The sequence below is a fragment of the Massilia sp. DWR3-1-1 genome (assembly GCF_049898325.1).
Taxonomy (GTDB): Bacteria; Pseudomonadota; Gammaproteobacteria; order Burkholderiales; family Burkholderiaceae_D; genus JAFCUW01.
In genome coordinates this window covers 87502-111338 of sequence record NZ_JAFCXL010000010.1, presented here as the reverse complement: position 1 = coordinate 111338, position 23837 = coordinate 87502, and the positions used below count along the sequence as shown (strand labels likewise).

The window sequence follows — 23837 nt, the reverse complement described above, 5'->3', positions numbered from 1 at the left end:
CCCCGGATTGTTATTTTTTCCCGGCAATTGCCCTGGGCGGGCAATAAAGCTGTTCGGGTAGCGCGAAGCTGCGTTAATATTCCGCGAGAAAAATAAGCTGCCGCCTCGATTGCCTGCGCGCGGCAACCACTCCCCGCTTTTGAGAAATCAGCCCGATGACAAGTTTTGTAAATCAATTGATCGCAGCGTGCCAGCAGCCCATCAAGGAGGCCGTATTTCTGGAAGGTTATCGCGCCGTGCTCGAACAGGTGGCCACGCCCGGCAGCTTCGTGCTGCATGGCCTGCAACTGGACGCGGGCGCGGGCGTCTATTCCCCCCACGACACCAGTTCGACCCGTTTTTTCGCGGACCATTTCGAGGCGGCCGGCTTACTGCAGGGCAAGGGGCGGCGCTTTCTTGAAGTGGGCTGCGGCGCCGGCGCCATCGCCCTGCTGGCGGCGCGCTGCGGCTGGCAAGCCCATGCGGGCGACATCGATGCCGCCGCCGTGGCGGCGACGGCGGCCAATGCGCGCGCCAACGCGCTCGCCGTCGATGTGCGCCAGTCCGACCTGTTTTCGGCCTTTAGCGGTGAAACATTCGACGTGATTGCGTTTAATCCGCCGTTTTTTCATGTCGATCGCGACATTGCAATCGAGGAGCGCACCTTGTCCGATTCCGGCGGCTCGCTGTTTCAGCGTTTTATGCAAGGCGCCGGCGCCTTGCTGGCGCCCGGTGGCTGTATCGTCGTGACGTTTTCGAATTGCTCCAATCCGGCCGTCTTCGACGACCACGAATTCGACATGGCCTTGCTGGCCTTCGATTTCGATGGCACGGCCAATTACATCCGGGCCATGTTCAAGGCGACGCGCCCCGCTTGACCATGGCGCCCCGCTCAGGCGGGGCGGGCGGGAATCTGCAGGCCCTTCACCACCGCCGGGCGCGCCAGGAAGGCCGCCACCACCCGCTGCACTTCGGGGAAATCGGCATAGCCGACCAGTTCGGCGGCGTCATAGAAACCCACCAGGTTGGCCACCCACGGAAAGGTGGCGATGTCGGCGATGCAGTAAGCGTCGCCCAGCAGCCACTGCTTGCCGCGCAACTGCCGCTCCAGCACGCCCAGCAGGCGCCGGCTTTCGCCCACGTAGCGCGCGAGCGGACGGGGGTCCTCGATCTGCTTGCCGGCGAATTTATGAAAAAAGCCCAGCTGGCCGAACATCGGGCCGATGCCGCCCATCTGGAACATCAGCCACTGCAGGGCATGGTAACGGCCGGCCGCATCGGCGGGCAGCAACTGGCCGGTTTTCTCGGCCAGGTACAGCAAAATGGCGCCCGACTCGAACAGGGCCAGCGGCTGGCCGCCCGGTCCGTCCGGATCGATGATCGCGGGAATCTTGTTATTTGGATTGAGCGAGAGGAAGGCATCGCTCAACTGGTCATCGGTGGCGAAATTGACCAGGTGGGGCTCGTAAGGCAGGCCGGTTTCTTCGAGCATGATGCCGACCTTCACGCCATTGGGCGTGGGCAGCGAATACAGCTGCAGGCGCTCGGGGTGGGCCGCCGGCCACTTGGCGGTGATCGTGAAATGCGACAAATCTGCGGGGGAGGCGCTCATGGTGGGTTCCTTGACAAGAGCGTTCGATTATGACGCACTTGCGGCGCGCGTGCCGGCAGCCCCTGTACTGCAGTAACTGCCTGTTTTTTGAGCACGCCGATGGAAAGCGTGGCGCGCCCCGCAGGTCCCGCGCAACGTGGTCGTTTTATCCACAGAATCTGTGGGTAAGCTTCAATATTATTAATATTGTTTTAATTGCCACTTAATCTGCAGCGCGCGCCCGCCAAGTTCGGCCAGCGCATGACGATAGCCGAAAAGCTTCGTTTGAGGGCACCGCCGCAGCGGCTAAGCTGGGCCACCGATCCAGCCAGCGTCCGCGCCGCCATCATGTCCGCCCTGCTCAAATTCCGTCCCGGTTTTACCATCGTCCCCTTCGACGCCCCGCTCGGCGCCGAGGTCATCGGCCTCGACGTGGGCGCCCCGCTCGACGACGACGATTTCGCCGTCCTGCACCAGGCCCACCTCGATCACCACGTGCTGGTGTTTCGCGATCAGCAGATCAGCCCCCGCCAGCAGGTGCGCTTCAGCCGCCGCTTCGGCCCCCTGCAAATCCACGTGTTGCGCCAGTTCCAGCTGGCCTCGGACCCGGAAGTGCTGATCATCTCGAACATCCGCGAGAACGGCCAGCCCATAGGCCTGGGCGACGCCGGCCACTACTGGCACTCCGACCTGTCCTATAAAGCCATTCCCAGCCTGGGCTCCATGCTGCACGCGCAAGAATTGCCGCAAGAAGGCGGCGACACCCTGTTCGCCAACCAGCACACGGCCTGGAACACCCTGCCGGCCGACCTGCGGGCGGCGGTGAGCGAGGCACGCGCCGAGCACAGCTATCTGGCGAAATATGCCGAGCTGCAAAAGCGCAATCCCTGGCGACCGGACCTGACCCAGGCGCAGATCGACGAGGTGACGCCGGCCATCCACCCGGTGGTGCGGCGCCATCCCGAGACGGGCCAGCCGGCCCTGTTCGTCAGCGAGCATTTCACCACCCGCATCATCGGCCTGCCCGACAGCGAAAGCCGCGCCCTGCTGCAGGCGCTGTTCGATCACAGCAGCAACCCCAGCCTGGTGTATCGCCACCGCTGGCAGGCGGGCGACCTGGTGTTCTGGGACAACCGCAGCGTCACCCATCTGGCGGCCGGCTGCCCGGCCGACCAGCGCCGCATGCTCTACCGCACCACCATCGAGGGCGACGCGCCTTTCTGACCACGCCACACCACTGATTGACGACCCCAACATGAAAAAATGCCTCACCGCGATCGCCGCCGCCACCCTGCTGCTGGCCACCAACGCCCATGCCGAAGGCAAGATTCGTATCGCCGAACAGTACGGCATCGTCTACCTGATGCTCAACGTCGCCCAGGACCAGAAGCTCATTGAAAAGCACGGCAAGAAGGAAGGCATCGACATCGACGTCGACTGGATCAAGCTATCGGGCGGCAACGCCGTCAACGACGCCCTGCTGGCCGGCTCGATCGACATCGGCGGCGCCGGCGTGGGGCCCCTGCTGACCATCTGGGACCGCACGCGCGGGCGCCAGAACGTGCGTGGCGTGGCTTCGCTGGGCAATTTCCCCTACCAGCTGGTGAGCACCAATCCGGCCGTCAAGACCATCGCCGACCTGGGCGCCAAGGACCGCATCGCGCTGCCGGCGGCGCAGGTGTCGGTGCAGGCGCGCATCCTGCATATGGCCGCGGCGAAGCAATGGGGCGTCGACCAGTCCAGGCGGCTCGACCCGTTCACCCAGTCGCTGCCCCACCCCGACGCCACCGCCGCGATCATCGCCGGCGGCACGGAAATCAACGCCCATTTCGCCACTCCGCCCTACCAGGAGCAGGAACTGGCCGGCAATCCGAAGGCCCACGTGATACTCGACTCCTACGAGGTGCAGGGCGGCCCCGGCTCCTTGACGGTGTTGTATGCCACCGAAAAATACCTAAAAGACAATCCGAAAACCAGCCGCGCGTTCGTCGCCGCACTGGCCGAAGCGGCCGCGCTGATCAAGGCCAAGCCGGAGCTGGCGGCCGACGCCTACCTGCGCGTCAATGCCAGCAAGATCGACCGCGCCCTGCTGCTCAAGGTGATCACCAATCCGAAAGTCGACTTCAAGGTGGCGCCGCAAAACACCCTGGGGCTGGCCGAGTTCATGGCCCGCTCGGGCGCGCTGAAGAACAAGCCCGCCTCGTGGCGCGATTATTTCTTCGACCACCCGGCACTGGCCACGGGCAGCTGAGATGGCCACAGCCGACCTGCACCTGGTCTCGCAGCCGCTGCTGCGCGCCGATGGCGTCACCATCGACTACCGCGGCGAACGGGGCGCCAGCGTGCGCGCCGTGCACCAGGTCAGCTTCGCGCTGTTCCGCGGCGAGCGCTTCGTCCTGCTCGGTCCTTCCGGCTGCGGCAAGTCGACCCTGCTCAAGGCGGTCGGCGGCTTCATCACACCCAGCGCCGGCAGCCTGACCCTGGGCGGACGGCCGATCACCAAGCCGGGGCCCGACCGCATCGTGGTGTTCCAGGAATTTGATCAGCTGCCGCCCTGGAAAACCGTCAAGGCCAACGTCATGTTTCCCATGCTGGCGGTGGGCATCGAGCGCCGCCAGGCCGAACGGCGCGCGCTCGACTGGCTGGCGCGGGTGGGCCTGGCGCCGTTCGCCGACGCCTATCCCCACACCCTGTCGGGCGGCATGAAAGCGCGCGTGGCCATCGCCCGCGCGCTGGCCATGCAGCCCGACATCCTGCTGATGGACGAGCCGTTCGCCGCGCTCGACGCCCTGACGCGCCGTCAGATGCAGGAACAACTGCAAGCCTTGTGGGAAGAACACCGCTTCACCATGCTGTTCGTCACCCACTCGATCGAGGAAGCGCTGGTGGTGGGCAAGCGCATCTTGCTGCTTTCTCCCCACCCGGGACGCGTGCGGGCCGAGCTGGGCAGCGGCCAGTTCACCCTGGCCAGCAGCGGCAGCGCGCCGTTCCAGGCCGCCGCCAGCCGCATCCACCGGCTGCTGTTCGGCGCACCGCCGGCGGGCGAACCGGCCGCCGGCACCGCCGCCACCATCACCACCAGCGGCGCGCGCGCGCTCGTGCCATGAGCGCGCAATGGGAGCCGCCGGTACGGCCGGATATCGAATACGTGCTGGCGCCGTGGAACGGCGCGGCGGCGCGTGGCGTGGCCCCGCGCCGCGCCACCGTGGCCGCCCTGTTCGAGCACGGCTGGCTGCGCAAAAGCGTCCTGCTGGTGCTGCTGGCGGTCCTGTGGGAGGCGCTGGCGCGCTGGCAGAACAACGACCTGCTGCTGCCCGGCTTCGTGCAGACGGCGCAGGCTTTCGCCGCCGGGGTGGCCTCCGGTGAGATCGGCGGCTACCTGAAAGTCTCGCTGGGCGTGCTGCTGACCGGCTACGGGGCCGGCATCGCCTGCGCCTTTGTGCTCACCGCGCTGGCGATGGCCAGCAGGCTGGGGCGCGACCTGCTGGAAACGGCCACCGCCATGTTCAACCCGCTGCCGGCGATCGCGCTGCTGCCGCTGGCCCTGCTGTGGTTCGGCCTGGGCCAGGGCAGCCTGATCTTCGTGCTCGTGCACTCGGTCACCTGGCCGCTGGCGCTGGCCACCTACGCCGGCTTTCGGGGCGTGCCGCAGACGCTGACGCTGGCCGGGCGCAATTACGGCCTGACGGGCCTGCGCCTGATCGTGTACATCCTGGTGCCGGCCGCCCTGCCGGCGATCCTGTCGGGCCTAAAGATCGGCTGGGCGTTTTCCTGGCGCACCCTGATCGCCGCCGAACTCATTTTCGGCACCACCTCGGGCAAGGGTGGCATGGGCTGGTACATTTTTCAGAGCCGCAACGAGCTCTATACCGACAAGGTGTTCGCCGGCCTGGCCGCCGTGATCCTGGTGGGCCTGGTGGCCGAACACCTGGTGTTCCAGGTGCTGGAGAAAATCAGCATCCGCCGCTGGGGCATGCAGCGCTGATGCGCTTGCCGCCGTTGGGCCAGCGCGCCTGACTGAAGCGGCCGACGCCGCCGGCATCGCCGGCGTCCCCCACCAGCGCCACGATCTGCAAGGTGCGCCCCCACGGCTTGCCACGCGCGTGCAGGGTTACTATGTGCACCTGCAACATCACCCCTGCCCCATTGCGCACCGTTCGTTTGCGCAATGCAGCGTTTTCCTATAAGTTACGAGCGTCCACTTTCTCGTCAGTTTCCCTTGAAGCGTCTTACTCCCATCGCCGTCGTCGCCGCCACCTGTGTACTGGCGCTCCTGTATTTTGGCCGCGACGTGCTCCAGCCGATCGCCCTGGCGTCGATCCTGAGCCTGATGATCGCCCCGCTGGTGCGGCAGTTGCGCCGGCGCGCCCGGCTGGGGCAGATGCCGGCGACCCTGATCGCCGTGGTGATTGCCGCCAGCACCATCGCCGCCATCGGCACCGTGCTGGCGTTCCAGCTGGCGGCGGTGGCGGGCGACCTGCCGAAGTACCGCGCCGCCATCCGCACCAAGATTGAAAAAGTGCGCGAGGTGACGGAGCGCCCGTTCGCCCGCCTGGAAGCGGAACTCAATTCGGTCTCGCCGTCGATGCCGGCGCCGCTGGCCGTGCCGGGCCTGACGTCGAAACGGGGCACCCTGCAGCAGCAACAGCAACAACAACTGGTCGTCAACCCCTCGCAACCGCTGCCGGTGGAAATCCGCGCCCCGAAAGTGACCACCAAGGACGCCATCATGCGCGTCGTCGCCTACGCCTGGGGACCGGTGGGCGAAGCGGGCATCGTGCTGGTGCTGCTCATTTTCATCCTGCTCGAACACGATTCGCTGCGCGACCGGCTCGTCATGTTCGCCGGCCAGTCGGAGCGGCGGCGCACCATCAAGGCCTTGTCGGATGCCACCGCCGGCATCTCCCGTTTCTTCTTTTCGCAACTGGTGGTCAACGTCACCTTCGGCACCGTGCTCGGTATCGGATTGTGGATTGCCGGCATTCCCCACGCGGCCGTGTTCGGCGCACTGGCGGCGATGCTGCGCTTCGTGCCCTACCTGGGCGTGATGATCGCCGCCGCCGCCATGACCTTGTTCGTCGCCGCCATCGATCCGGGCTGGCAACTGGCGTTTTCCTGCCTGACCCTGTTCCTGATCATCGAGGTGCTGGTGGCGCACGTGGTCGAGCCGAAGGTGTACGGGCGCAGCGCCGGCATGTCGCCCCTGTCGATCATCATTTCGGCGCTGTTCTGGGCCGCTATCTGGGGGCCGATCGGCCTGCTGCTGTCGACCCCGCTGACGCTGTGCCTGGTGGTGGCGGGGCGCCACGTGCGCTCGCTGGAAACCTTCTCGACCCTGCTGGGGCACGCCACCAGCATGAGCGCGGCCGAGCGCATCTACCAGCGCTTCCTGCTGGGCGACACGCGCGCCATCATCGCCGACGCCCGCGCCTACCTGCGCCACTCCAGTTTTGCCCGTTACTGCGACCAGATCCTGCTGCCCGGCCTGGTGCTGGCGGTGAGCGACCACGACCTGGGACAGACCGACGAAGCGCAGGAAAAACAGGTGCGCGCGACGATTGCCGAAGTGGCCGCCACGCTCACGCCCATTTCCAACGCGCCCAACCGGCGCGCGCGCCGGCGTGATGTGTCGCTGCTCGACGCCAACGTGGGCGCCCACCTGCGCCAGATGCGCGAAGCGCGGCTGGGCCGCTGGCAGGGTTCGCTCGACGTGGCCGCCCATTCGGTGGTGCTGTGCGTGGGCCTGCCCTCCGAGCGCGACGACCTGCTCACCGAACTGCTGGTGCGCTCGCTGCGCGAAGTGGGCATCGACGCGCGCAGCGTCACCGCCACCGTCGAGCGCGACGTGCCGGAAAACCGCCGCCCCGACCTGGTGTCGACAATTTTCCTGGCCTATCCCGCCGGCGACGCGCTCGAACAGTGGCTGGCGGCCGCCCGCGAAATGCGCGCCAACCTGCCGCATGCGCTGCTGGCGACGATCCGCCTGCCATTCGACGAAGACACCGCCCACCAGGGCGTCGTCGATGCCCAGGTCGACATGGTGCTGCGCTCGTTCGAAGAGGGCCTGGCCTTCGTCATGCCCGACGAAAAAGCCAGGAAACGGGGCGTCGCGCCGTACTCGATGGCGGCGGCGGCGTGAGCGGGACCCGCGCGCGCACCACGCGCAGTGGCGCGCCGCTGCTGGCGGCGGCGCTGGCACTGCTGTGCGGCGCACCCGCGTGGGCGGCCGCTGGCGCGCCCACCGCCGACATCGGCGCCGGCCAGCGCGTGTTCGCCCGCTGCGCCTCGTGCCACCAGATCGGCGGCACCGCCGGCGCCGCCTTCGGCCCCCAGCTGACCGGCATCGTCGGCCGCCCCGCCGCCTCGACGCGCGACTTCGCCTATTCGCCGGCCATGAAAGGCTCGCGCATCGTCTGGACCGAGGCGCAGCTGGCGGCGTTCATCCGCGATCCCAAGCAGGTGGTGCCGGGCACCAGCATGCGCTTCTGGGGCTTGAGCGACGAGCGGCAGATCGCCAATCTGATCGCTTACCTGCGCTCGGTAAAATAAGATACATCAAGAGCACCTGACAACACCCCCAGGTCAAGGTCAGGCGCGCGTCATCAGGCACGCCGCCGTTCAGGCTGCCTCGTCATCAACAAGGCGACAGCATCTTCATTGCAAGCGATCACGCAACGGTGCAAGCGATTCGGCCGCGGGGGTGATGCACCGCCAGGCCGGGATCGGTGGATCTGTCGGAATTTCTTACAGGCAGCATTGACGCTTGCGATCAGCGGGCGCGCAAGTCATTGATTCGTATAAACACCGTTAATCTGGCATGGAAATTGCTTTATAGTAATTAATGTTGCGCTAGTGCGAATTTTCGATACCCCTACTTATAACGAAGCAAAAAAACCATGAAAAAAATCGTCCATCTCGTTGCAGCCCTGGCCACCCTGCTCGCTTGTGCCAGCGCCCATGCCACGGTCTACAAGCTCGATTTCTCCGCGCCCAGTTTCAGCGCCGGCATCTTCTCGAGTATTGCAGCACCGCAAAACACGCTGGCCGGCTCGATCACGTTCACTGCAGCTTCCGCAGGCGCACCCGTGTCGACGATCGACGCGGTCAACCTGACGATCAACGGCCATGCCTACACCACGGCGGAACTCGGTTGGGGCGCGTACAGTGACGGCTACTACTTCGGTGCGCTGGTGAACGGCGCCGGCACCACCCGTTACACTTCCGATGATTTTTATGTGATTTATTCAAGCGGCTACAAAAACCTGGCCTACGCCGTCTACAACGGATACGACACCTGGATCGCGAATGGATTGACGGCCACCATCACGGAGCAGGCGGCAGCGGTTCCGGAACCGGGCAGCCTGGTGCTGATGGCGGCGGGCGCGTTCGGACTGGGCGCCTTGCGCCGGCGCCGCGCGACCTGACGCAAGGGCGGCCCAGCGTTGGCCGCCTTGACGGCCCGGTCGCAGGTTCGATCGGGCCGTTTGTCATTGGCGAGGCGATCGCGTCCATCGGCTTTTTTGCAGACGGCGTGTCGGCGCGCGCCTGGCAGAGGAAACAGCAGCGTTGCAATCGCAGATGGCGTCGCGCACGGAAAATGAAGCGACGCTTGTAGAGACGGGCGAAACACCGATGTCGTTCGCTGATCCGGATACCCGCCCCATGATAACGGGCGGCCGCGGCATCGTTGGGGACAAGGTACAAACGGCCGTCGATGCCAAACCCCATTTGATGGTCGAGCACGCGCTGACCAACTGCTGTAATTTAATGCCGAAATTTGTGCAGGACGAGTTCCGTTCAGGCGCCACCGAGCAGACGGCGGCCCAGCCTGGCGTCGATGCCGACGGGGCCGTGGCGCCCGACGATGGCGGCGGCACGGCGGGTATCGCGGGCGTTATTGATGAGCACGCTGAGAACGAAGCGCGCGGGCGCCGTCCCCAAGCCGGCCGGATCAGCAGTGGCGACGATATCGGCACTGCCAAAGCCCGCTGCCAGCAAGGCGTCAATGGCAGCGCGGGCCTGCGCCCGATTGGCGAAGACGGCGATCATGGTGTGCACAAGAGGCTCCAGCGTTGTTTAGCATTGTTCGGCGGCAAAGATCGGCCACGACACCATCGTAGCGCGTCGCTCATACGCACACGTTCGGAAAACCACCCCATCGTCTGTAGGAGTTACGGCAGACACAGCAAGGCAGCCACGCCGGCGTCGTGCTAAAATTTTAGCACCCCGACGACCTTGCTGCACCGCCATGCAAATCCGCCCCGACGACCTGAGCGACCCCGCCATTCACGCCTTGCTGGAGGAACACCTGGCAAGCATGCGGGCGCAGTCGCCGCCCGGCAGCGTCCATGCGCTCGACCTGGCGCGCCTGCGCGACGCGTCGATCAGCTTCTGGTCGGCGTGGGAAGGCGCCACCCTGCTCGGCTGCGCCGCCCTGCGCCAGCTTGACGCCTTCCACGGTGAAATCAAATCGATGCGCACGCCTGCCGCCCGGCGCCGCCGCGGCGCCGGCAAGGCGCTGCTGGCCCACCTGATCGCCGAAGCGCAGCGCCGCGGCTATCACCGTCTGAGCCTGGAAACCGGCGCCCAGAGCAGCTTCGCGCCAGCCCGCACCCTGTACGCCAACGCCGGTTTCGTCCCCTGCGCCCCATTCGGCGACTACCTCGACGACCCCAACAGCGCCTTCATGACGCGCACCGTCACCTGATGTGACAGCACGCCAACGGCGGCACCAATCCCCGCGGCGAAGCCTGCATCGACCGGGTCTCCGTCCAAAAATCATCTGGCTCCGCCAGTGATTTTTACCTGACTGGTCCTGCGCCGGTAAGCCGGTGTGGCCCTTTCTACTGGGCAGGACTGGCCCCGCCAGTCCTGCCCAGCACGCGAAACCAAACAAAAGTAGGTTTTCACTTTTGTTTGAGCACTTCATCTGGCTCCGCCAGTGATTTTTACCTGACTGGTCCTGCGCCGGTAAGCCGGGGTGGCCCTTTCTACTGGACAGGACTGGCCCCGCCAGTCCTGTCCAGCACGCGAAACCAGACAAAAGTAGGTTTTCACTTTTGTTTGATTACCTCGCGTATCCTCCCCGCCAACTGCCCCCGCTGATACGGCTTGCTCAGCAGCTGCACCCCCTCGCCCAGCCGGCCGTCGACGATCAGCGCATTGCGCGTATAGCCGGAAGTGAACAGCACCGCCATCGACGGCAGCAGGGCGACGGCGCGGGCGGCCAGTTCGGTGCTGCTGACGGGGCCCGGCATGACGACATCGGAAAACAGCAGGTCGATGCGGCCGCCCGCGCGGGCGCACGCTTCCACGATGGCCAGCCCGGCGGCGCCATCGGCGGCGTCGAGCACGCGGTAGCCCAGTCCCTGCAAGGTGCCCACCACGCTCGCGCGTACCGCCTCGTCGTCCTCGACGACGAGGATGGTGTCGTCGCCGCCGACGATGGCGTCGGGCGCGGGCGCGGCGGCCGGCGCGGGCGCCAGCAGCGAGCGTGGCAGGAAGATCTCGATGGTACTGCCCTGCCCCACCACGCTCGACAGACGGATGTGGCCACCGCTCTGCTTGACGAAGCCATAGGCCATCGACAGCCCCAGCCCGGTGCCCTGGCCGACCGGCTTGGTGGTAAAAAACGGCTCGAAGGCATGCGCGATCACCTCGGCCGTCATGCCGCTGCCGCTGTCGGACACCATCAGCAGCACATAGTCGCCGGGGCCAATGTCGGCCATGGCGCGCGCCTGCGCCATCGACAGCACGGTGTTGCGCAGCTCGATGACGAAAGTGCCGCCGGCCGGCATGGCGTCGCGCGCATTGAGGGCCAGGTTGAGAAACACGTTTTCCAGCTGGCCGGCATCGACGAACACATTCCACGGCGCACCATCGTGACGGTACTCAATGGCGATCTGCTCGCCCAGGGCGCGCTGCAACAGGTCGTCGCGGTCGCGCAGGATGCGCAGCGGCTCGATGGCGGTCGGCTGCAGCGGCTGACGGCGGGCGAAGGCCAGCAATTGCGACGACAGCTTGGCGCCCCGGCCGACGGCGGCGGCGATGCTCTTGAGGCGCTGCTGCAACAGCGCCGGCGTGGGCGCAAACTGCTGCAAGAGCTGGACGTTGCCGTTGATGATCTGCAGCACGTTATTGAAGTCGTGCGCCACCCCGCCCGTCAGCTTGCCCACCGCCTCGAGTTTTTGCGCGTGCGTCAAGGCCAGGCGCGCCTCTTCCAGCGCCAGCGAACGCTCGGCGGCGCTGCGCTCGGCCGCTTTGCGCTCGGAGACGTCGCGGATGAAGGCGCTGACGGCAAACTGGCTGCCTTCCGGAAAGCCCGCCATCGCCAGTTCGGCCGGCAACAAGCGACCCGAGCGGTGCAAGGCGGTCACTTCGATGACGTTGTTGAGCAAGGTGCCCTGCCCACTTTCGATGAAGCGGGCAAACCCGGCCTGGTGGCGTGCGCGCTGGTCGGGCGGGATGATCAGTTCGACCAGCGGGCGGCCGATCGCTTCTGCGCCGCGCCAGCCGAACATCCGCTCGGCGCTGGCGTTCCAGTCGGTGATGACGCCATCGGCGCCGATGGCGACAAAGGCGTCGTGCGAGTGCTGCAGGATGACGTTGAAACGGTGCTGCTGGCGCGCCAGTTGGGCATTGACGAGCCGCATGGCGTTTTCGTTTTCCTTGGTGCGCGTGATGTCGGTATGGGTGCCGATGATGCGCGCGGGACGGCCATCGGCGCCGAAGGTGACGGCCATGCCGCGCCCCAGTATCCAGCGGTAGCTGCCGTCGCTGGCGCGCATGCGGTATTCGCAGGCGTAGGCGGCGAGGCGCTGGTCGACGTAGGCGTCGAGGGTGGCGCGCACGCGCGCATCGTCGTCCGGATGGAGCAGTGCCTGCCAGGCCTGGGTGCTGTTGGGCAGCTCGTGCTCGGCGTAACCGAGCATCGCCTTCCACTGTTTCGAGTAGAGGGCGGCGTCGTTGGCGCGGTCCCAGTCCCAGACGCCGTCGCCGGCCCCTTCCAGTGCATACTTCCAGCGAAACTCGCTCTCGCGCAGTTGCCCCGTCATGGCGGTGGCCAGGTTCAGGGCGCGCCGCTTGCCGCTGCCCAGCGCCAGCACCAGCATCGCCAGCAGGGTCGCCGCGACGCTGCCGCCAAGGGCGATCCAGGCGGCGCCGCTGGACGGGATGCGCGCCTCCAGCTGGGGGGTGGAGTCGATCTCGAGCGTCCAGCGCTGGCCTGCCACGTCGATCCGGCGCAGCGTCGAAAAGCGGGGCCGGAAGGCAGCCGGCGCGCGCGCGCCGGGGTCGGTGCTGTAGAGCCGGGCATCGGCGGTGGTGGCGTCGCCATCGTAGATCGCCAGCGTCACTTCAGCCGAGCGCTCGCCGCCCAGCCCCGCCATCAGGTCGTCCATGCGAAACGGCGCGCCCACCCAGCCGAGCAAGCTGGCGCGCCGCTGCCCGACGGTGGCGACGGCGGCGCCGCGCCGGTAGACGGGGATATACATGACAAAGCCGGACTGGACGTCGCGGCCGTTTTCCTGGATCAGCCGCAGCTTGCCCGACGCCGCCGCCGCGCCGCTGTCGCGCGCCCGTTCCATCGCCGCGCGGCGGGTCGGATCGGTCAGCATGTCGAAGCCCAGCGCGCGCAAATTGAGGCCCGTGAACGGTTCGATATGGGTAATCGACGAGTACAAGGGGCGCTCGCCGGGCGGCTTGATGGCGTAGCCGGCGGCGCCGGCGGCGCGCATGGCGGCGACGTGGGCATCGCGCTCGGCGGCCGGCACCAGGCGCGCCAGCGCCAGCCCCTGGATGCCGGGAAAGCGCTGCTGCAAGCCGATCGCCTCGACGAACAGCTTGAAATCGGCCGGCGCGATGTCCATATTGCCGAGCAAGAAAGCCTGGGTGTCGCGCTCGACCTGCTGGTAGGTCGCCATGCGCTGCTCGATCGAGCGCACCGTGCGGCGCGCCTGAAAATCGAACTCGGTCTGGCGGTTGCGCTGGGCCTGCAGTTCGGCGGCCTGCCACAGGCCGAAGGTGGCGGCCAGCGCCAGCGCGAACACCACCAGCGCCAGCGCCTCGGCCTGGCGCAGGCGCCAGCGGCCATCGACGACGGCTTGGGGCGATTCGGTTCGCCCGGGCGGCGCTAGCTTGCTTGGAAACATGGGCTCAGTGCTTGCCGCGCTTGCCGCGGCGCTGCAGGACGATGGGTCCCCATATTAACAAACCGCGCTGCCGCGTGGCACATTTACCGGCGCACCGCGCCGGTCGCCCCAGTCGCGCCGGCCGCTGGCGCTCACGGCAGCAGCCGGTGTCCACTCTCGCCCAGCAGGGCCGCGCGGGTGACGGCGTTGTCGATGCGCGCCAGCCACCAGGCCAGCGCCCGGCCCTGGCTGCTGCGGGCCGGCGCCTTGGTCCAGGCGGTGCAGAACTGCAGCGCGTGGGCCGGCCGCTCGAGTTCCTTGCGTACCAGGCTGCCGTTGGCGATGTACGGACCGGCGTACGCCGCCGGCAGAAAACCCACGCCCAGGCCGCGCACCTGGGCATCGATCTTGGCGCGCATGTCGGCCACCGTGAACACGTCCTGTCCCGGCAGCACCGCCACCGTCAGGCCGCCGCCCCGCTCGACCGAATCGGCCAGCGCAACGGCCCGGTGCTGGCCAATGACGGCGTCGCTCAAGGGCTCGGCGGCCGCCGCCAGCCGGTGCTGCGGGGCGACGGCGAAAACGAAGGGCACGCTGCCCAGCGGGCGATGCTCGAGTCCCGCCGGCAGCTTCGAATCGAGCACCACGCCGATGGCCAGGTCGGCCTGGCCAGAGGTCAGCGCCGCCAGCGTGCCCGACAGCGTCTCCGTGCGCAGGCGCAGGCGGGTCGGCGGATGCATGGCGAAAAACGCCTCGCACAGCTCCATCAGCGGCAGGCGGTCGATCACGCTGTCGACGGCGATGGTCAGCTGGGCCTCCCAGCCGGTGGCGACCCGCTTGACCCGGTTGGCCACCGCATCGATGTCGGCCAGCAACCGCGCGCCCTCGCGCAGCAACTCCTTGCCCGCCTCGGTCAGGCGGGCCTGGCGCGCGCTGCGGTCGAACAGCAGTACGTCGAGCGCCTCCTCGATCACCCGCACCCGGTAGGTCAATGCGCTGGGCACCATATTGCTGGCGCGGGCGGCGCCGGCAAAGCTGCCGCAGTCGGCAATGGCCTGCAGCATGGCCAGCGTGGCGGGGGTGAGGACGTCGCGGGCGGCACTCATGGGCACTCCATCATTCAAATAATTTGAATGATGCCATCAATCGTGTTGCGCCGTCCAGCAAGGTCGCAGGCGCACAATGGATCCCATCGTGCAGTCACCGATACCCGCTGATAACTTACCAAGGAGCACACCATGATCACCGTTCGCCATTCCCACGACCGCGGCCAGGCCGATTTCGGCTGGCTGAAAAGCCAGCACTCGTTTTCCTTCGGCGAGTACTACGACGCCAACCACATGGGCTGGGGCAATCTGCGCGTCATCAACGAAGACAAGGTAACGCCCGGTTCGGGCTTCGGCAAGCACGGCCATAAGGACATGGAAATCATTTCCTACGTCCTGTCGGGCGAACTGGCGCACCAGGACAGCATGGGCAACGTCAAGACGATTCCGCCCGGCGACGTCCAGCGCATGAGCGCCGGCAGCGGCGTGGTGCACTCGGAGTTCAACCATGCGAGCGACCAGACCACCCATTTCCTGCAAATCTGGATCATGCCCAACGTCAAGGGAATCGCCCCCAGCTACGAGCAGAAAAGCTTTGCGCCGGCCGACAAGCGGGGCGCACTGCGCCTGGTCGGCTCGAGCGACGGCGCCGACGGCTCGGTCAAGCTGCATGCCGATGCCGCCATGTACGCCGGCCTGTTCGACGGCGCCGAAACGGCCACGCTGGCCATCGATCCGCAGCGCAAGGGCTATGTGCACGTGGTGCGTGGCGCCATCGAAGTCAACGGCCACCCCTTGAAGGCCGGCGACGCCGCCCTGCTCGAGCAGGAGGCGCAGGTGAGTCTGCGCCATGGCATCGATGCCGAAGTGATCGTGTTCGACCTGGCAGCCTGAGAACGGCGGCGGGCCCCGCCCGCCGCCAGCCATGCCGGAACCGCGCCGTTTGCAAGGGTGCGCATTAGACGCTAGTCAAGGCCCGGCATGGCCAGGCCTGACATTGTGCAAGGACGTCCACTCCACCACAGCCAGGGAGATCCGCCATGAACCAGGACAGCGCACCAGCACGCAGCAACGGCAGCAACGGCAGCAACGGCAGTACCAGCGCCACCGTCACCAGCGGCAACGGCCGCGCCGCGCCCCGGGTCGGCGCCAGCGCCCTCACCATCAACAGCGTTACCGTGGCCGACGGCACCGTCATCCACTTCAAGGACTGGGGCAGCGGCGCCCCGGTGGTGTTCAGCCACGGCTGGCCCCTGCAGGGCGATGCCTGGGAAGACCAGATGCTGTTCCTGGCCTCGCACGGCTACCGCGTGATTGCCCACGACCGGCGCGGTCACGGCCTGTCGAGCCAGCCATGGGACGGCAACGACATGGATACCTATGCCGACGACCTGGCCAGCCTGATCGACGCGCTCGACCTGCACGAGGCCACGCTGGTGGGCCATTCCACGGGCGGCGGCGAAGTGGCGCGCTACATCGGCCGCCACGGCAGCGGCCGGGTCGACCGCGCCGTGCTGGTGGGCGCCGTGCCGCCGCAAATGGTGCAGTCGCCGGCCAATCCGGGCGGCTTGCCGCTGGCGGTGTTCGACGCCATCCGCGCCGGCGTGCTGGCCGACCGCTCGCAGTATTTTAAGGACCTGAGCGCGCCCTTCTACGGCGCCAACCGCGCCGGCAGCAAGGTCTCGCAGGGCGTACGCGACACCTTCTGGGCGCAGGGCATGCAATGTGGCATCAAGAATGCCTACGATTGCATCAGGCAGTTTTCCGAAGTCGACTTCACCGAGGACCTGAAAAAATTCGACGTCCCCACTCTCATCGTGCACGGCAGCGACGACCAGATCGTGCCCATCGATTGCGCCGGCAAGGCCGCCGCCGCCATCATCAAGGACGCCACCCTGCTCATCTACGAGGGCGCGCCGCACGGTTTGCCGACCACCCACAAGGACCGCCTCAATGGCGACCTGCTGGCGTTCATCGGCCCATGAATCGGCCCTGCCCGCCCTGCCCGCCAATGCGACGGTTGCGTCCGTTCAGCGCTAGCGCAGCAGTTCGAGCGACAGTTCCCACCGCTCGCGCCAGTCTTCCAGCGCCGGTTGCGAGCGGAACGCGGCCGACAGGCGCCCCAGCGGCACGCGGTACAGGTCATTCAAGCCGAACGCCAGCGTCACGGGATTCCACAAGGCCTGCTTGGGCGACTTGCGGGCGCTTCCCTTGACGCGCGCGCCGTCGTCGCCGAACACGCCCAGGGCCTCGCGCAGCGCCTTGTCCAGGTCGATCTTGACGAGCGCGGCAAAGGCCTCGAGCACCTGCGCGCGGTCGATGCCGGCCTGCGATTCGCGCGCCGGTGGCGGTGGCGGCGGCGGCAAGGCGGCGCGCGCCAATTGTTCCGGCAGGCGCTCGATATCGCGCTTCTGGAAGCGCAGTTCGTCGAGCCGGCGCCGCAGGCCGCCATCCGGCAAGGGGGCGACGATTTTATAGGCGTCCTTGGTGCGGGTGATGAGCACGTCGGCGCTGCCGGCGGCGAGCCGGGCGATGTCGTCAGCGAGGAAAATCGGCGCCGCGTAGCCGCCATTGGCCTCGCCGAACAGGGGCGCCAGCGCGGCATCGTAGTCCAGCCACACATAGGGTGTGAGGTGTTCCAGCAGGCACGCCAGGTCCCAGGGCAGGCCGGTGTGCGCTGCCAGCCAGGTGCAAGCCTCGTCGGTGGTGGCGCGAAAGGGAAGTTCGAACGGTGTCATGGTGGCGTCGGTGGCAAGGTAAGGCGCGATTATCGCCGATCGGCGCGGCAGCCTGTCCCATGCGTCACGAAAAACCAGCAGCCCATGGTAGGCTGGCCGTTTCCACCCCGACCCTGGCCGCGCCCCATGCCCTACCTGATCCTCACCCGCGCCGGCCTCGACAGCCTGAGCGGGCCGCGCGGCGTGCCGGCAGGGACAAGCCTGCAACTCAATCCCGGACTGGCCAGCGCCGCCGAGATCGATGCCTTGCACGCGGCCGGGTTGCGTGTCGCCGTGCTGGCCACGGCGGTGACGCCGGAGCAGGCGGCGGCGCTGGCACGCCAACTGCCGTCGCTGCCGGGCGAGAGCTGGTGGATCGAAGCGGCGCCCGCCGCCCCGCGCGCGCACGCGCCGGCGCCGGTCGCCGTGCCGGCGCCGGCCGCGCAGCCGGTCGCTGTGCCGGCGCCGCCAGCGCAACCGCGGCGGCGCGTGGTCAGCACGGTCGGCCGGCTGGCCCGTGCCGCCCGCCGTGCCGCCGCCTACGGCATCGCCCGGCGCCAGTTGATGCTGCTGCCCTACCTGGGCTACGGCAGCGCGGGCGGCCTGGCGGTGCGGGGACGGGTGCTCGACGAGCGCGCCTTCGGCCCGCAGCAGGCTGGCGACAGCGGCTGGCGCAACCTGGCAGCACTGTACCGGCGACTCGAAGCGGACCAGGTGGCGGGCGAGGCGGTATCGGCGCGCTACGACGGCCAGACCTGGCTCACCCGCACCGACCGTGGCGGCTACTTCAGTTTCGACATCAGGCCGGCCAGCGCGCCGGCGCCGGGCTGGCTGACGGTGGAACTGGCCTTGCCGGACGCGCCCAGCGCCGTCCACGCCAGCGCCAGCGTGCTCGTGCCTGGCGCCGGCGCCCGCTTCGGCGTGATCAGTGATATCGACGACACGGTGCTGTGGACGAATGTCACCAATAAACTGAACATGGCGCTCATGCTGGCGCGCTTGAATCCCCACACGCGCCGGCCGTTCAAGGGGGTGGCGGCGTTCTACCGCGCGCTGCGCGACGGCGCCGGCGCCCCCGCAGACGGAGGCGCCAACCCCCTGTTCTACGTCTCGAGCAGCCCGTGGCACCTGTTCGCCCACCTGCGCGAATTCCTGCACTTGCACGGCCTGCCGCCGGGTCCCCTGCTGCTGCGCGAACTGGGCTGGCAACAACTGTTCAAGATGGGCGAGCACGGCAAGCACAAACTGGCCCGGATCGAGCACATCCTGGCCACCTATCCACAATTGCCCTTCGTGCTGATCGGCGACAGTGGCGAGCAGGACCCGGAAATCTATGCCGAGCTGGTGCGGCGCCATCCGCGCCGGGTGAGCGTCATCTATATCCGCAACGTCAATCCCGATCCGGCCCGGATTGCCGCCCTCGAGCGCCTTGGCGAGCAGGTGGCCGCCGCCGGCAGCGAACTGGTGGTGGTGGCCGACAGCGAAGCGGCGGCCGTGCACGCCGTGGGCGCCGGCTTGATCGACGGGGCCAGGCTGGCCGAAGTGCGCGCCGATCTGCGCCTGGCCACGCCCTGAGCGGGGCCGCCGGTGTGCCTCAGGCCGTCAGGCGCAGCCGCGCCTGACGGCACGCCGCCCTGGCCTGGTTCGTCGAGCTGAAAAATCCACACCACCTGCTCGAGGGTGGACGCCTGCTCCTGCCCTGCTCGCCCACCCGCGCCGCTTTGACGGCGGAACGTGCCATGCCGTCCGCCGCACACGACAACGCTACAAAGCCGGTCCGACGGCACGGATCAGGTGACGAAAAGTCGGTTCAATATTGCGCGCGTGCAGCCAGGCGACGATGTCTTCCAGGGTGGCGTCCTGCAACAGCAGGCCGGCCGGCACGCCCGCGCCGCTGTGGCGGGCAGGGTCAGCGGCCGGCGCAATGGCAGGCGCCGCCGCCGGCAGTGGCGCCTGCAGGCGCCGCAACTGCGCCAGCGCTGCGGCAAATTCGGCGGCGCCGATGCTGCGCAAGCCTTCCAGGAAGCCGACCTGGGCGCCAATTGGTGGCGCCATTTCCAGCGCCGGTTCGTCGGCGAACGAGGCGCCCATGCCAGGGTGGATGAAGGCGGCCCATTTGCCCCCGGGCTGGCGCCCTGGCGGCAGTTCCACCAGGGGCGCGAGCACGCCGTTGTCGCGGTCCTTGTCGTCGACCAGGTGGGCCGCGTGCAGCAGGCGGGCGAATTCGGCGATGTCGGCCGCCGGCGCCGGCGCCGCCAGCGACAGCCACAGCTGAAAACCATGGCCCGAGATGCTCACCGCCGGCGCCGGCAGGTTCAGCCTGTCGCGCACGGCATTGGCCAGCGTGCACAGGGCGCGCCACTGCTGCTCGCCGCGGCTGGGACCGCCCGCCGAAAAGTCGAGCACGATGGTGCGGCCGCGGCCTTCGGCCGACAACAGCGCCAGCGACACCGTTTTCAGGCCCAGCAGGTGCTGCTCGAGGCGGCCCGGCGTCAGGGGCAGCGGCAGTTGGCGATCCGCATCTTCGAAGCACAACTGGGGTTCCAGCAAGTACAGCCTGGACAGTTCAGAGATTAATTGTTGCATGGGTGACCCTTTCAGGCGCCATCATAGCCAATTGCCGTCGTGCTCACCGTTTTTGCACGACCAGCCGGGCAAAGCTGGCGATGCTGGCCAGCGCCGCGCTGGCCGCGCCCAGTCCCAGCGCCCAGCTGGTGCCGCCGCTGCCGGCCACGGTGAAGCACAGCGCCACCAGCGCGGCGCCACCGGCCTGGCCCACCAGGCGCGCGGTGGCGACGATGCCGCTGGCGCCGCCCGAGCGCTCGGGCGGGGCGCTGCTCATGATCGCTTTCAGGTTGGGCGCCTGAAAGAACCCGAAGCCCAGCCCGCACACGGCCATGCGCCAGCAGATCGACAGCGAGGACGGCGCCGGCCCCATCGACAGCAGCGAGAGCAGGCCGCCGGCCAGCACCAGCAGGCCGGCGCCGCCCAGCAGGCCGGGCGGGTAGCGGTCGCTCAGGCGCCCGGCGATGGGCGCCATCAGGCCCACCATCACGGCCCACGGGGTGATCAGAAAACCGGTTTCCACGGGCGAGCGGCCCAGCACGTGTTCAAGATAGAACGGCAGCGAGACGAAGGCCAGGCCCTGGGCGGCGAAGGTGCACACGGCGGTGACGACGGACAGGGCGAACAGGGGCCGGCGGAACAGGTCGATGGGCAGCATGGGCGCCGGGTGGCCCCGCTGGCGGCGCAACAGCAGCAGAAAAAACCCCGCCGACGCCGCCAATTCCAGCGCGATCACAGCCGCCGGCGCACGGTGAGCGCCCTCGCCCATCGCCAGCACCAGCAGGCCGAAGGCGAGCGCGTTCAACAGCGCCGTGACGGCGTCGAAGCGGTGCCGGGCCAGCGCCGTGGCCGGCAGGTAGCGCAGCGCCAGCAGCAGCCCAAGCAATCCCAGCGGCACATTCACGGCGAACAGCCACGGCCACGACGACAGCGACAGGATCAGCGAGGCGGCGGTGGGGCCGATGGCAAAGCCGGTGGCGACGATCATCGCGTTGGCGCCCATGCCACGCCCCATCAGCCGGGCCGGATAGATGGCCCGCAGCAGGGCCGTATTGACGCCCATTACGGCGCTCGCGCCCAGTCCCTGCAGCAGGCGCGCCACCACCAGCGAGGGCAGCGACCAGGCCGCCGCGCAGGCCAGCGAAGCGCCCGTAAACAGCAGCAGGCCGGCAATGCTCACCTTGCGGTAGCCGACGATTTCGCCCAGCGCCGCGAACGGCAGCATGGTGGCGATCATCGCCAGTTGATAGACGCTGATGATCCACACCGACGCCGCCGGGGTGGCGCCCAGGCTGGCGGCAATGCCCGGCAGCGCAGTGTTGACGATGGCGGTGTCGAGGGCGGCCAGGCCGACGCCGATGGCCAGCGCGGCCATGGCCAGCGGCCGCGCGGCGCCGTGCAGGCCGTCACGGGTGGCGAGCGGGTTCGCTTGCTCGGATGCAATTTTCATGCGGCAAGTATAGCGCCAGGGCGGCGGGCTTGCCGGGGGCCCTGCCATGCGCTCCTTGCAAGATATGTCCTACGCCAAGGCGAGCGGACAGATGATGCCCGATGCAATCTCGCCAAGTATGATGAAGTCATCCACATTGTTCAAATACACATCGATGAACGGGACAGGGACACTACGTGCCCGACCGGGTCGATGACACAATTTGACAACATCGTGCACTTGAACGGGGCCCATCTGGCCTTTCTGAGAATACAAGGAGTCATCATGAACAAAGCATTCACCCCATCGAAATTGTTGATTGGCGTTATCGCCGTTGCCGCCATCCTGGGCGGCTGCAAGAAAAACGATGTCACCACCGCCCCGGCCGACACCGTCGTGACGACGCCATCGACGACGACGACCATGCCGTCGGCCACCCCATCGACGACGCCGTCGACCGGCACCACCGACAGCACCGGCTCGTCGGGCGCCACCGGCACCAGCGCCGCTGGCACCCCCACCATGCCGGGTGTGAACGCGAACCCGTCGAACGAGGCGCCGAAACCGGCCGTGCGCAATAACAGCGGCGAAACCCAGGGCACCACCGGCTCGAGCGTGCCGGCCGCGGACGGCAGCCGCTAAGTGCCTATCTCAGTAAAGGGGAGGAAGCGGATGGCGACATGCGCGTAGGCGATGACTGGCAAGCGCGGGCAAGGCGCGAGGAGGCCGCATGGCTAGCCATGCAACGACGAGGCAAGTCATGCATGACGGCCCGCCCCCCTTGCCAGGCGCGGCAGCAGCGACTCCAATCTACTGGGATAGGCGCTAAGATGTAGACCAACCGAGCAACACAAATCCGGGGCCGGACAGACCATCCTCGGGTCTGGCAGTACCGAGGGCGCCCAGGCGCCCTTTTTTATTGCCCTTTCACGGCAATGGACAATGCGACACGCTGCACCAGCGCCTGCCGCACGGCCTCGACGACGCTGTCCCACTGGCCCGACTGGGGCTGGCGGAACAGGCGCATCACGCCCGGATACCAGGGCGTATCGTCGCGCCCGGTGAGCCAGCGCCAGTCGGTCTGGTAGGCTGGCAGCAGCAGCCAGCAGGGTTTGCCCAGGGCACCGGCCAGGTGCGCCACCGCCGTGTCGACGGCGATCACCAGGTCGAGCCCCGCGATCAGCGCGGCCGTATCGGCGAAGTCGTCGATCGCCGGGGCCAGGTCGTCGAGCCAGTCGGCGGCGGCGGCCTGCGCTGCGCCGGCACCTTTTTGCAGGCTGAAAAAGCGCACGTCCGCCACCGTCGCCAGCGGCGCCAGCGTGGCCAGCGAGGCGATCGAACGGTCGCCGTCATTGTCGAACTGGGGATTGCCTTGCCAGACCAGCCCCACCCGCAATTGCGGGCCCGCCGCCAACAGCGGCGCCAGCCGGGCGCAGTCGGCCATGCTGGGCGCCAGGTAGGGCAAGTGGGCGGGGATGGTCGCCAGCGTGGTGGCGCAGTGATACGGCATGCTCAGCGGCGGCGTCCAGTAGTCCCAGCCTTCGCGCGGGACCGCCTCGCCCAGCGCGTACAGCGCATCGACCCCGGCCAGGCTGCCGAACAGGCGCTTCAAGCCGTCGTGGCAGACCAGCCCCACGCGGGCGGCGCCGCGCGCCTTCGCCAGCGTGGCGTAGCGGCAGAACTGGATCATGTCGCCGTGTCCCGCCTCGACGCTGATGAGCAGCGATTTGCCGGCCAGCGCTTCGCCGTCCCAGCGGGGAAAATGAAAATACGCGGCCATGCCCGCATACCACGAGCGGCTCTCGAACGCGCGCCAGCCCGCTGCCAGGTCGCCCTGGCGCAGCAGCAGGTAAGAGAGGTTGAAGCGGGCGCGCTGGTAATCGGGGGCGATGGCGATGGCGGCGCGGTAGCAGGCCAGCGCCTGCTCGGGTCGGCCGCTGCTGGCGAACAGCACGCCCATGTTCGACAGCGCCGGCGCCGAGTCGGGATCAATGGCCAGCGCCTGGTGGTAGCGCTGCTCCGCCTCGGCGAAGTGCTTGCGCGATGCCAGCAGCGCGCCCAGGTGCAGGTAGGCGTCGATCCGATGGGGATCGAGGCCGATCGCGGACAGGTAGTGCTGCTGCGAGCGGGCGAAATCGCGCTCGGCCCACAACAGGCCCAGGTTCACATGCGCTTCGAGCAGGGTCGGATCGGCGCCAAGGGCGGCCTCGAAGGCCGCCATCGCGCCCGCCGCATCGCCCTCGTGCATCAATGTCACGCCGCGTGCGAAATCGCCGTGGGCAGTGTTGGCATTCATCGGCCTGGCCTGTTCGAAGTCGTGGAAAAGAGCCTGGCATTCTAGCAGCGGCCTGTCGGCCGGTGGCGATGACGCAAGCCTGAGCA

General features: G+C 67.9%; 22 protein-coding genes. 13 read left to right on the top strand and 9 right to left on the bottom strand.

Features of this window, described 5'->3' with window-relative positions; translation table 11 throughout:
• Positions 1 to 155: 155 nt before the first annotated feature.
• Positions 156 to 857 (top strand): methyltransferase, encoded by a 702-nt coding sequence (locus ACP7EY_RS12605; protein WP_426194001.1) that lies wholly within the window; start codon positions 156 to 158, stop codon positions 855 to 857.
• Between the two features lie 14 nt (positions 858 to 871).
• On the opposite strand, the gene ACP7EY_RS12600 is transcribed toward ACP7EY_RS12605, so the two are convergent.
• Positions 872 to 1591, bottom strand: a complete 720-nt coding sequence (locus ACP7EY_RS12600) for a glutathione S-transferase N-terminal domain-containing protein (protein WP_426193999.1) — start codon at positions 1589 to 1591, stop codon at positions 872 to 874.
• Positions 1592 to 1918: 327 nt separating this feature from the next.
• On the opposite strand from ACP7EY_RS12600, the gene ACP7EY_RS12595 reads away from it, so the two are divergent.
• Genes ACP7EY_RS12595 through ACP7EY_RS12580 form a run of 4 tightly spaced genes read left to right on the top strand, consistent with a single transcriptional unit; the run spans position 1919 to position 5555 of the window.
• Positions 1919 to 2794, top strand: a complete 876-nt coding sequence (locus ACP7EY_RS12595) for a TauD/TfdA dioxygenase family protein (protein WP_426193997.1) — start codon at positions 1919 to 1921, stop codon at positions 2792 to 2794.
• 31 nt (positions 2795 to 2825) lie between these two features.
• Positions 2826 to 3821: an ABC transporter substrate-binding protein gene (locus tag ACP7EY_RS12590; protein WP_426193995.1), complete on the top strand. Its 996-nt coding sequence runs from the start codon at positions 2826 to 2828 to the stop codon at positions 3819 to 3821.
• A gap of 1 nt (position 3822) precedes the next feature.
• Positions 3823 to 4677 carry an ABC transporter ATP-binding protein gene (locus ACP7EY_RS12585; RefSeq protein WP_426193993.1) on the top strand — a complete coding sequence of 285 codons (855 nt, stop codon included), beginning with the start codon at positions 3823 to 3825 and terminating at the stop codon, positions 4675 to 4677.
• Positions 4674 to 5555 carry an ABC transporter permease gene (locus ACP7EY_RS12580; protein WP_426193991.1) on the top strand — a complete coding sequence of 294 codons (882 nt, stop codon included), beginning with the start codon at positions 4674 to 4676 and terminating at the stop codon, positions 5553 to 5555. Before ACP7EY_RS12585 ends, ACP7EY_RS12580 begins: the two co-directional genes overlap by 4 nt.
• Here the strand turns inward: ACP7EY_RS12580 and ACP7EY_RS12575 are convergent.
• Complete coding sequence (locus tag ACP7EY_RS12575; protein WP_426193990.1) at positions 5524 to 5739, bottom strand: hypothetical protein; 216 nt, start codon at positions 5737 to 5739, stop codon at positions 5524 to 5526. The genes ACP7EY_RS12580 and ACP7EY_RS12575 overlap by 32 nt on opposite strands.
• Before the next feature lie 50 nt (positions 5740 to 5789).
• Between ACP7EY_RS12575 and ACP7EY_RS12570 the strand changes: the two genes are divergently transcribed.
• From ACP7EY_RS12570 to ACP7EY_RS12560, 3 genes are all read left to right on the top strand, one after another.
• Positions 5790 to 7709, top strand: a complete 1920-nt coding sequence (locus ACP7EY_RS12570) for an AI-2E family transporter (protein WP_426193988.1) — start codon at positions 5790 to 5792, stop codon at positions 7707 to 7709.
• Entirely contained in the window at positions 7706 to 8119 is a 414-nt protein-coding gene (locus ACP7EY_RS12565) for a c-type cytochrome (RefSeq protein ID WP_426193986.1), read from the top strand. The genes ACP7EY_RS12570 and ACP7EY_RS12565 overlap by 4 nt, the downstream gene beginning before the upstream one ends.
• 347 nt (positions 8120 to 8466) lie before the next feature.
• A complete protein-coding gene (locus ACP7EY_RS12560; protein ID WP_426193984.1) occupies positions 8467 to 8994 on the top strand; it encodes a PEP-CTERM sorting domain-containing protein in 528 nt (175 codons plus the stop codon).
• A 373-nt stretch (positions 8995 to 9367) separates the two neighbouring features.
• Here ACP7EY_RS12560 and ACP7EY_RS12555 read toward each other — a convergent pair whose 3' ends face one another.
• Positions 9368 to 9628 carry a hypothetical protein gene (locus ACP7EY_RS12555; RefSeq protein ID WP_426193983.1) on the bottom strand — a complete coding sequence of 87 codons (261 nt, stop codon included), beginning with the start codon at positions 9626 to 9628 and terminating at the stop codon, positions 9368 to 9370.
• 190 nt (positions 9629 to 9818) lie between these two features.
• Here ACP7EY_RS12555 and ACP7EY_RS12550 point away from each other — a divergent pair, with 190 nt between their 5' ends.
• The gene (locus tag ACP7EY_RS12550) at positions 9819 to 10277 is read left to right on the top strand and encodes a GNAT family N-acetyltransferase (protein ID WP_426193981.1); all 459 of its coding nucleotides are present in this window, start codon (positions 9819 to 9821) and stop codon (positions 10275 to 10277) included.
• A gap of 346 nt (positions 10278 to 10623) precedes the next feature.
• Here ACP7EY_RS12550 and ACP7EY_RS12545 read toward each other — a convergent pair whose 3' ends face one another.
• Positions 10624 to 13719, bottom strand: coding sequence for a CHASE domain-containing protein (locus ACP7EY_RS12545; RefSeq protein ID WP_426193979.1), 3096 nt, complete (start codon positions 13717 to 13719; stop codon positions 10624 to 10626).
• Between the two features lie 131 nt (positions 13720 to 13850).
• Positions 13851 to 14804 (bottom strand): LysR family transcriptional regulator, encoded by a 954-nt coding sequence (locus ACP7EY_RS12540; protein WP_426193977.1) that lies wholly within the window; start codon positions 14802 to 14804, stop codon positions 13851 to 13853.
• Positions 14805 to 14936: 132 nt separating this feature from the next.
• Between ACP7EY_RS12540 and ACP7EY_RS12535 the strand changes: the two genes are divergently transcribed.
• Both ACP7EY_RS12535 and ACP7EY_RS12530 read left to right on the top strand, forming a co-directional pair.
• On the top strand, positions 14937 to 15638 hold the full coding sequence (locus tag ACP7EY_RS12535) for a pirin family protein (RefSeq protein ID WP_426193975.1): 702 nt from the start codon (positions 14937 to 14939) through the stop codon (positions 15636 to 15638).
• 146 nt (positions 15639 to 15784) lie between these two features.
• Positions 15785 to 16729 (top strand): alpha/beta fold hydrolase, encoded by a 945-nt coding sequence (locus tag ACP7EY_RS12530; protein ID WP_426193973.1) that lies wholly within the window; start codon positions 15785 to 15787, stop codon positions 16727 to 16729.
• Between the two features lie 51 nt (positions 16730 to 16780).
• Here the strand turns inward: ACP7EY_RS12530 and ACP7EY_RS12525 are convergent, their stop codons facing one another.
• Positions 16781 to 17482: a hypothetical protein gene (locus tag ACP7EY_RS12525; RefSeq protein ID WP_426193971.1), complete on the bottom strand. Its 702-nt coding sequence runs from the start codon at positions 17480 to 17482 to the stop codon at positions 16781 to 16783.
• 126 nt (positions 17483 to 17608) lie between these two features.
• Here ACP7EY_RS12525 and ACP7EY_RS12520 point away from each other — a divergent pair, with 126 nt between their 5' ends.
• Positions 17609 to 19036: an App1 family protein gene (locus ACP7EY_RS12520; protein WP_426193969.1), complete on the top strand. Its 1428-nt coding sequence runs from the start codon at positions 17609 to 17611 to the stop codon at positions 19034 to 19036.
• Positions 19037 to 19225: 189 nt separating this feature from the next.
• Here the strand turns inward: ACP7EY_RS12520 and ACP7EY_RS12515 are convergent, their stop codons facing one another.
• Together ACP7EY_RS12515 and ACP7EY_RS12510 are read right to left on the bottom strand one after the other, a co-directional pair.
• Positions 19226 to 20047 (bottom strand): hypothetical protein, encoded by an 822-nt coding sequence (locus tag ACP7EY_RS12515; protein WP_426193967.1) that lies wholly within the window; start codon positions 20045 to 20047, stop codon positions 19226 to 19228.
• A 43-nt stretch (positions 20048 to 20090) separates the two neighbouring features.
• On the bottom strand, positions 20091 to 21476 hold the full coding sequence (locus ACP7EY_RS12510; RefSeq protein WP_426193965.1) for an MFS transporter: 1386 nt from the start codon (positions 21474 to 21476) through the stop codon (positions 20091 to 20093).
• A 264-nt stretch (positions 21477 to 21740) separates the two neighbouring features.
• Here ACP7EY_RS12510 and ACP7EY_RS12505 point away from each other — a divergent pair, with 264 nt between their 5' ends.
• Positions 21741 to 22097, top strand: a complete 357-nt coding sequence (locus ACP7EY_RS12505) for a hypothetical protein (RefSeq protein ID WP_426193963.1) — start codon at positions 21741 to 21743, stop codon at positions 22095 to 22097.
• A gap of 274 nt (positions 22098 to 22371) precedes the next feature.
• Here ACP7EY_RS12505 and ACP7EY_RS12500 read toward each other — a convergent pair whose 3' ends face one another.
• Positions 22372 to 23751 carry a tetratricopeptide repeat protein gene (locus ACP7EY_RS12500; RefSeq protein ID WP_426193962.1) on the bottom strand — a complete coding sequence of 460 codons (1380 nt, stop codon included), beginning with the start codon at positions 23749 to 23751 and terminating at the stop codon, positions 22372 to 22374.
• Positions 23752 to 23837 lie beyond the last annotated feature (86 nt).

What these genes read in the sequence shown, in the direction of transcription:
- ACP7EY_RS12590 (WP_426193995.1), top strand. Translation starts at nt 2,826, where the DNA reads ATGAAAAAATGCCTCACCGCGATCGCCGCCGCCACCCTGCTGCTGGCC.
- ACP7EY_RS12600 (WP_426193999.1), bottom strand. Translation starts at nt 1,591, where the DNA reads ATGAGCGCCTCCCCCGCAGATTTGTCGCATTTCACGATCACCGCCAAG.
- ACP7EY_RS12535 (WP_426193975.1), top strand. Translation starts at nt 14,937, where the DNA reads ATGATCACCGTTCGCCATTCCCACGACCGCGGCCAGGCCGATTTCGGC.
- ACP7EY_RS12550 (WP_426193981.1), top strand. Translation starts at nt 9,819, where the DNA reads ATGCAAATCCGCCCCGACGACCTGAGCGACCCCGCCATTCACGCCTTG.
- ACP7EY_RS12560 (WP_426193984.1), top strand. Translation starts at nt 8,467, where the DNA reads ATGAAAAAAATCGTCCATCTCGTTGCAGCCCTGGCCACCCTGCTCGCT.
- ACP7EY_RS12505 (WP_426193963.1), top strand. Translation starts at nt 21,741, where the DNA reads ATGAACAAAGCATTCACCCCATCGAAATTGTTGATTGGCGTTATCGCC.
- ACP7EY_RS12605 (WP_426194001.1), top strand. Translation starts at nt 156, where the DNA reads ATGACAAGTTTTGTAAATCAATTGATCGCAGCGTGCCAGCAGCCCATC.
- ACP7EY_RS12510 (WP_426193965.1), bottom strand. Translation starts at nt 21,476, where the DNA reads ATGAAAATTGCATCCGAGCAAGCGAACCCGCTCGCCACCCGTGACGGC.
- ACP7EY_RS12540 (WP_426193977.1), bottom strand. Translation starts at nt 14,804, where the DNA reads ATGAGTGCCGCCCGCGACGTCCTCACCCCCGCCACGCTGGCCATGCTG.
- ACP7EY_RS12515 (WP_426193967.1), bottom strand. Translation starts at nt 20,047, where the DNA reads ATGCAACAATTAATCTCTGAACTGTCCAGGCTGTACTTGCTGGAACCC.
- ACP7EY_RS12530 (WP_426193973.1), top strand. Translation starts at nt 15,785, where the DNA reads ATGAACCAGGACAGCGCACCAGCACGCAGCAACGGCAGCAACGGCAGC.
- ACP7EY_RS12585 (WP_426193993.1), top strand. Translation starts at nt 3,823, where the DNA reads ATGGCCACAGCCGACCTGCACCTGGTCTCGCAGCCGCTGCTGCGCGCC.
- ACP7EY_RS12595 (WP_426193997.1), top strand. Translation starts at nt 1,919, where the DNA reads ATGTCCGCCCTGCTCAAATTCCGTCCCGGTTTTACCATCGTCCCCTTC.
- ACP7EY_RS12545 (WP_426193979.1), bottom strand. Translation starts at nt 13,719, where the DNA reads ATGTTTCCAAGCAAGCTAGCGCCGCCCGGGCGAACCGAATCGCCCCAA.
- ACP7EY_RS12525 (WP_426193971.1), bottom strand. Translation starts at nt 17,482, where the DNA reads ATGACACCGTTCGAACTTCCCTTTCGCGCCACCACCGACGAGGCTTGC.
- ACP7EY_RS12580 (WP_426193991.1), top strand. Translation starts at nt 4,674, where the DNA reads ATGAGCGCGCAATGGGAGCCGCCGGTACGGCCGGATATCGAATACGTG.
- ACP7EY_RS12500 (WP_426193962.1), bottom strand. Translation starts at nt 23,751, where the DNA reads ATGAATGCCAACACTGCCCACGGCGATTTCGCACGCGGCGTGACATTG.
- ACP7EY_RS12520 (WP_426193969.1), top strand. Translation starts at nt 17,609, where the DNA reads ATGCCCTACCTGATCCTCACCCGCGCCGGCCTCGACAGCCTGAGCGGG.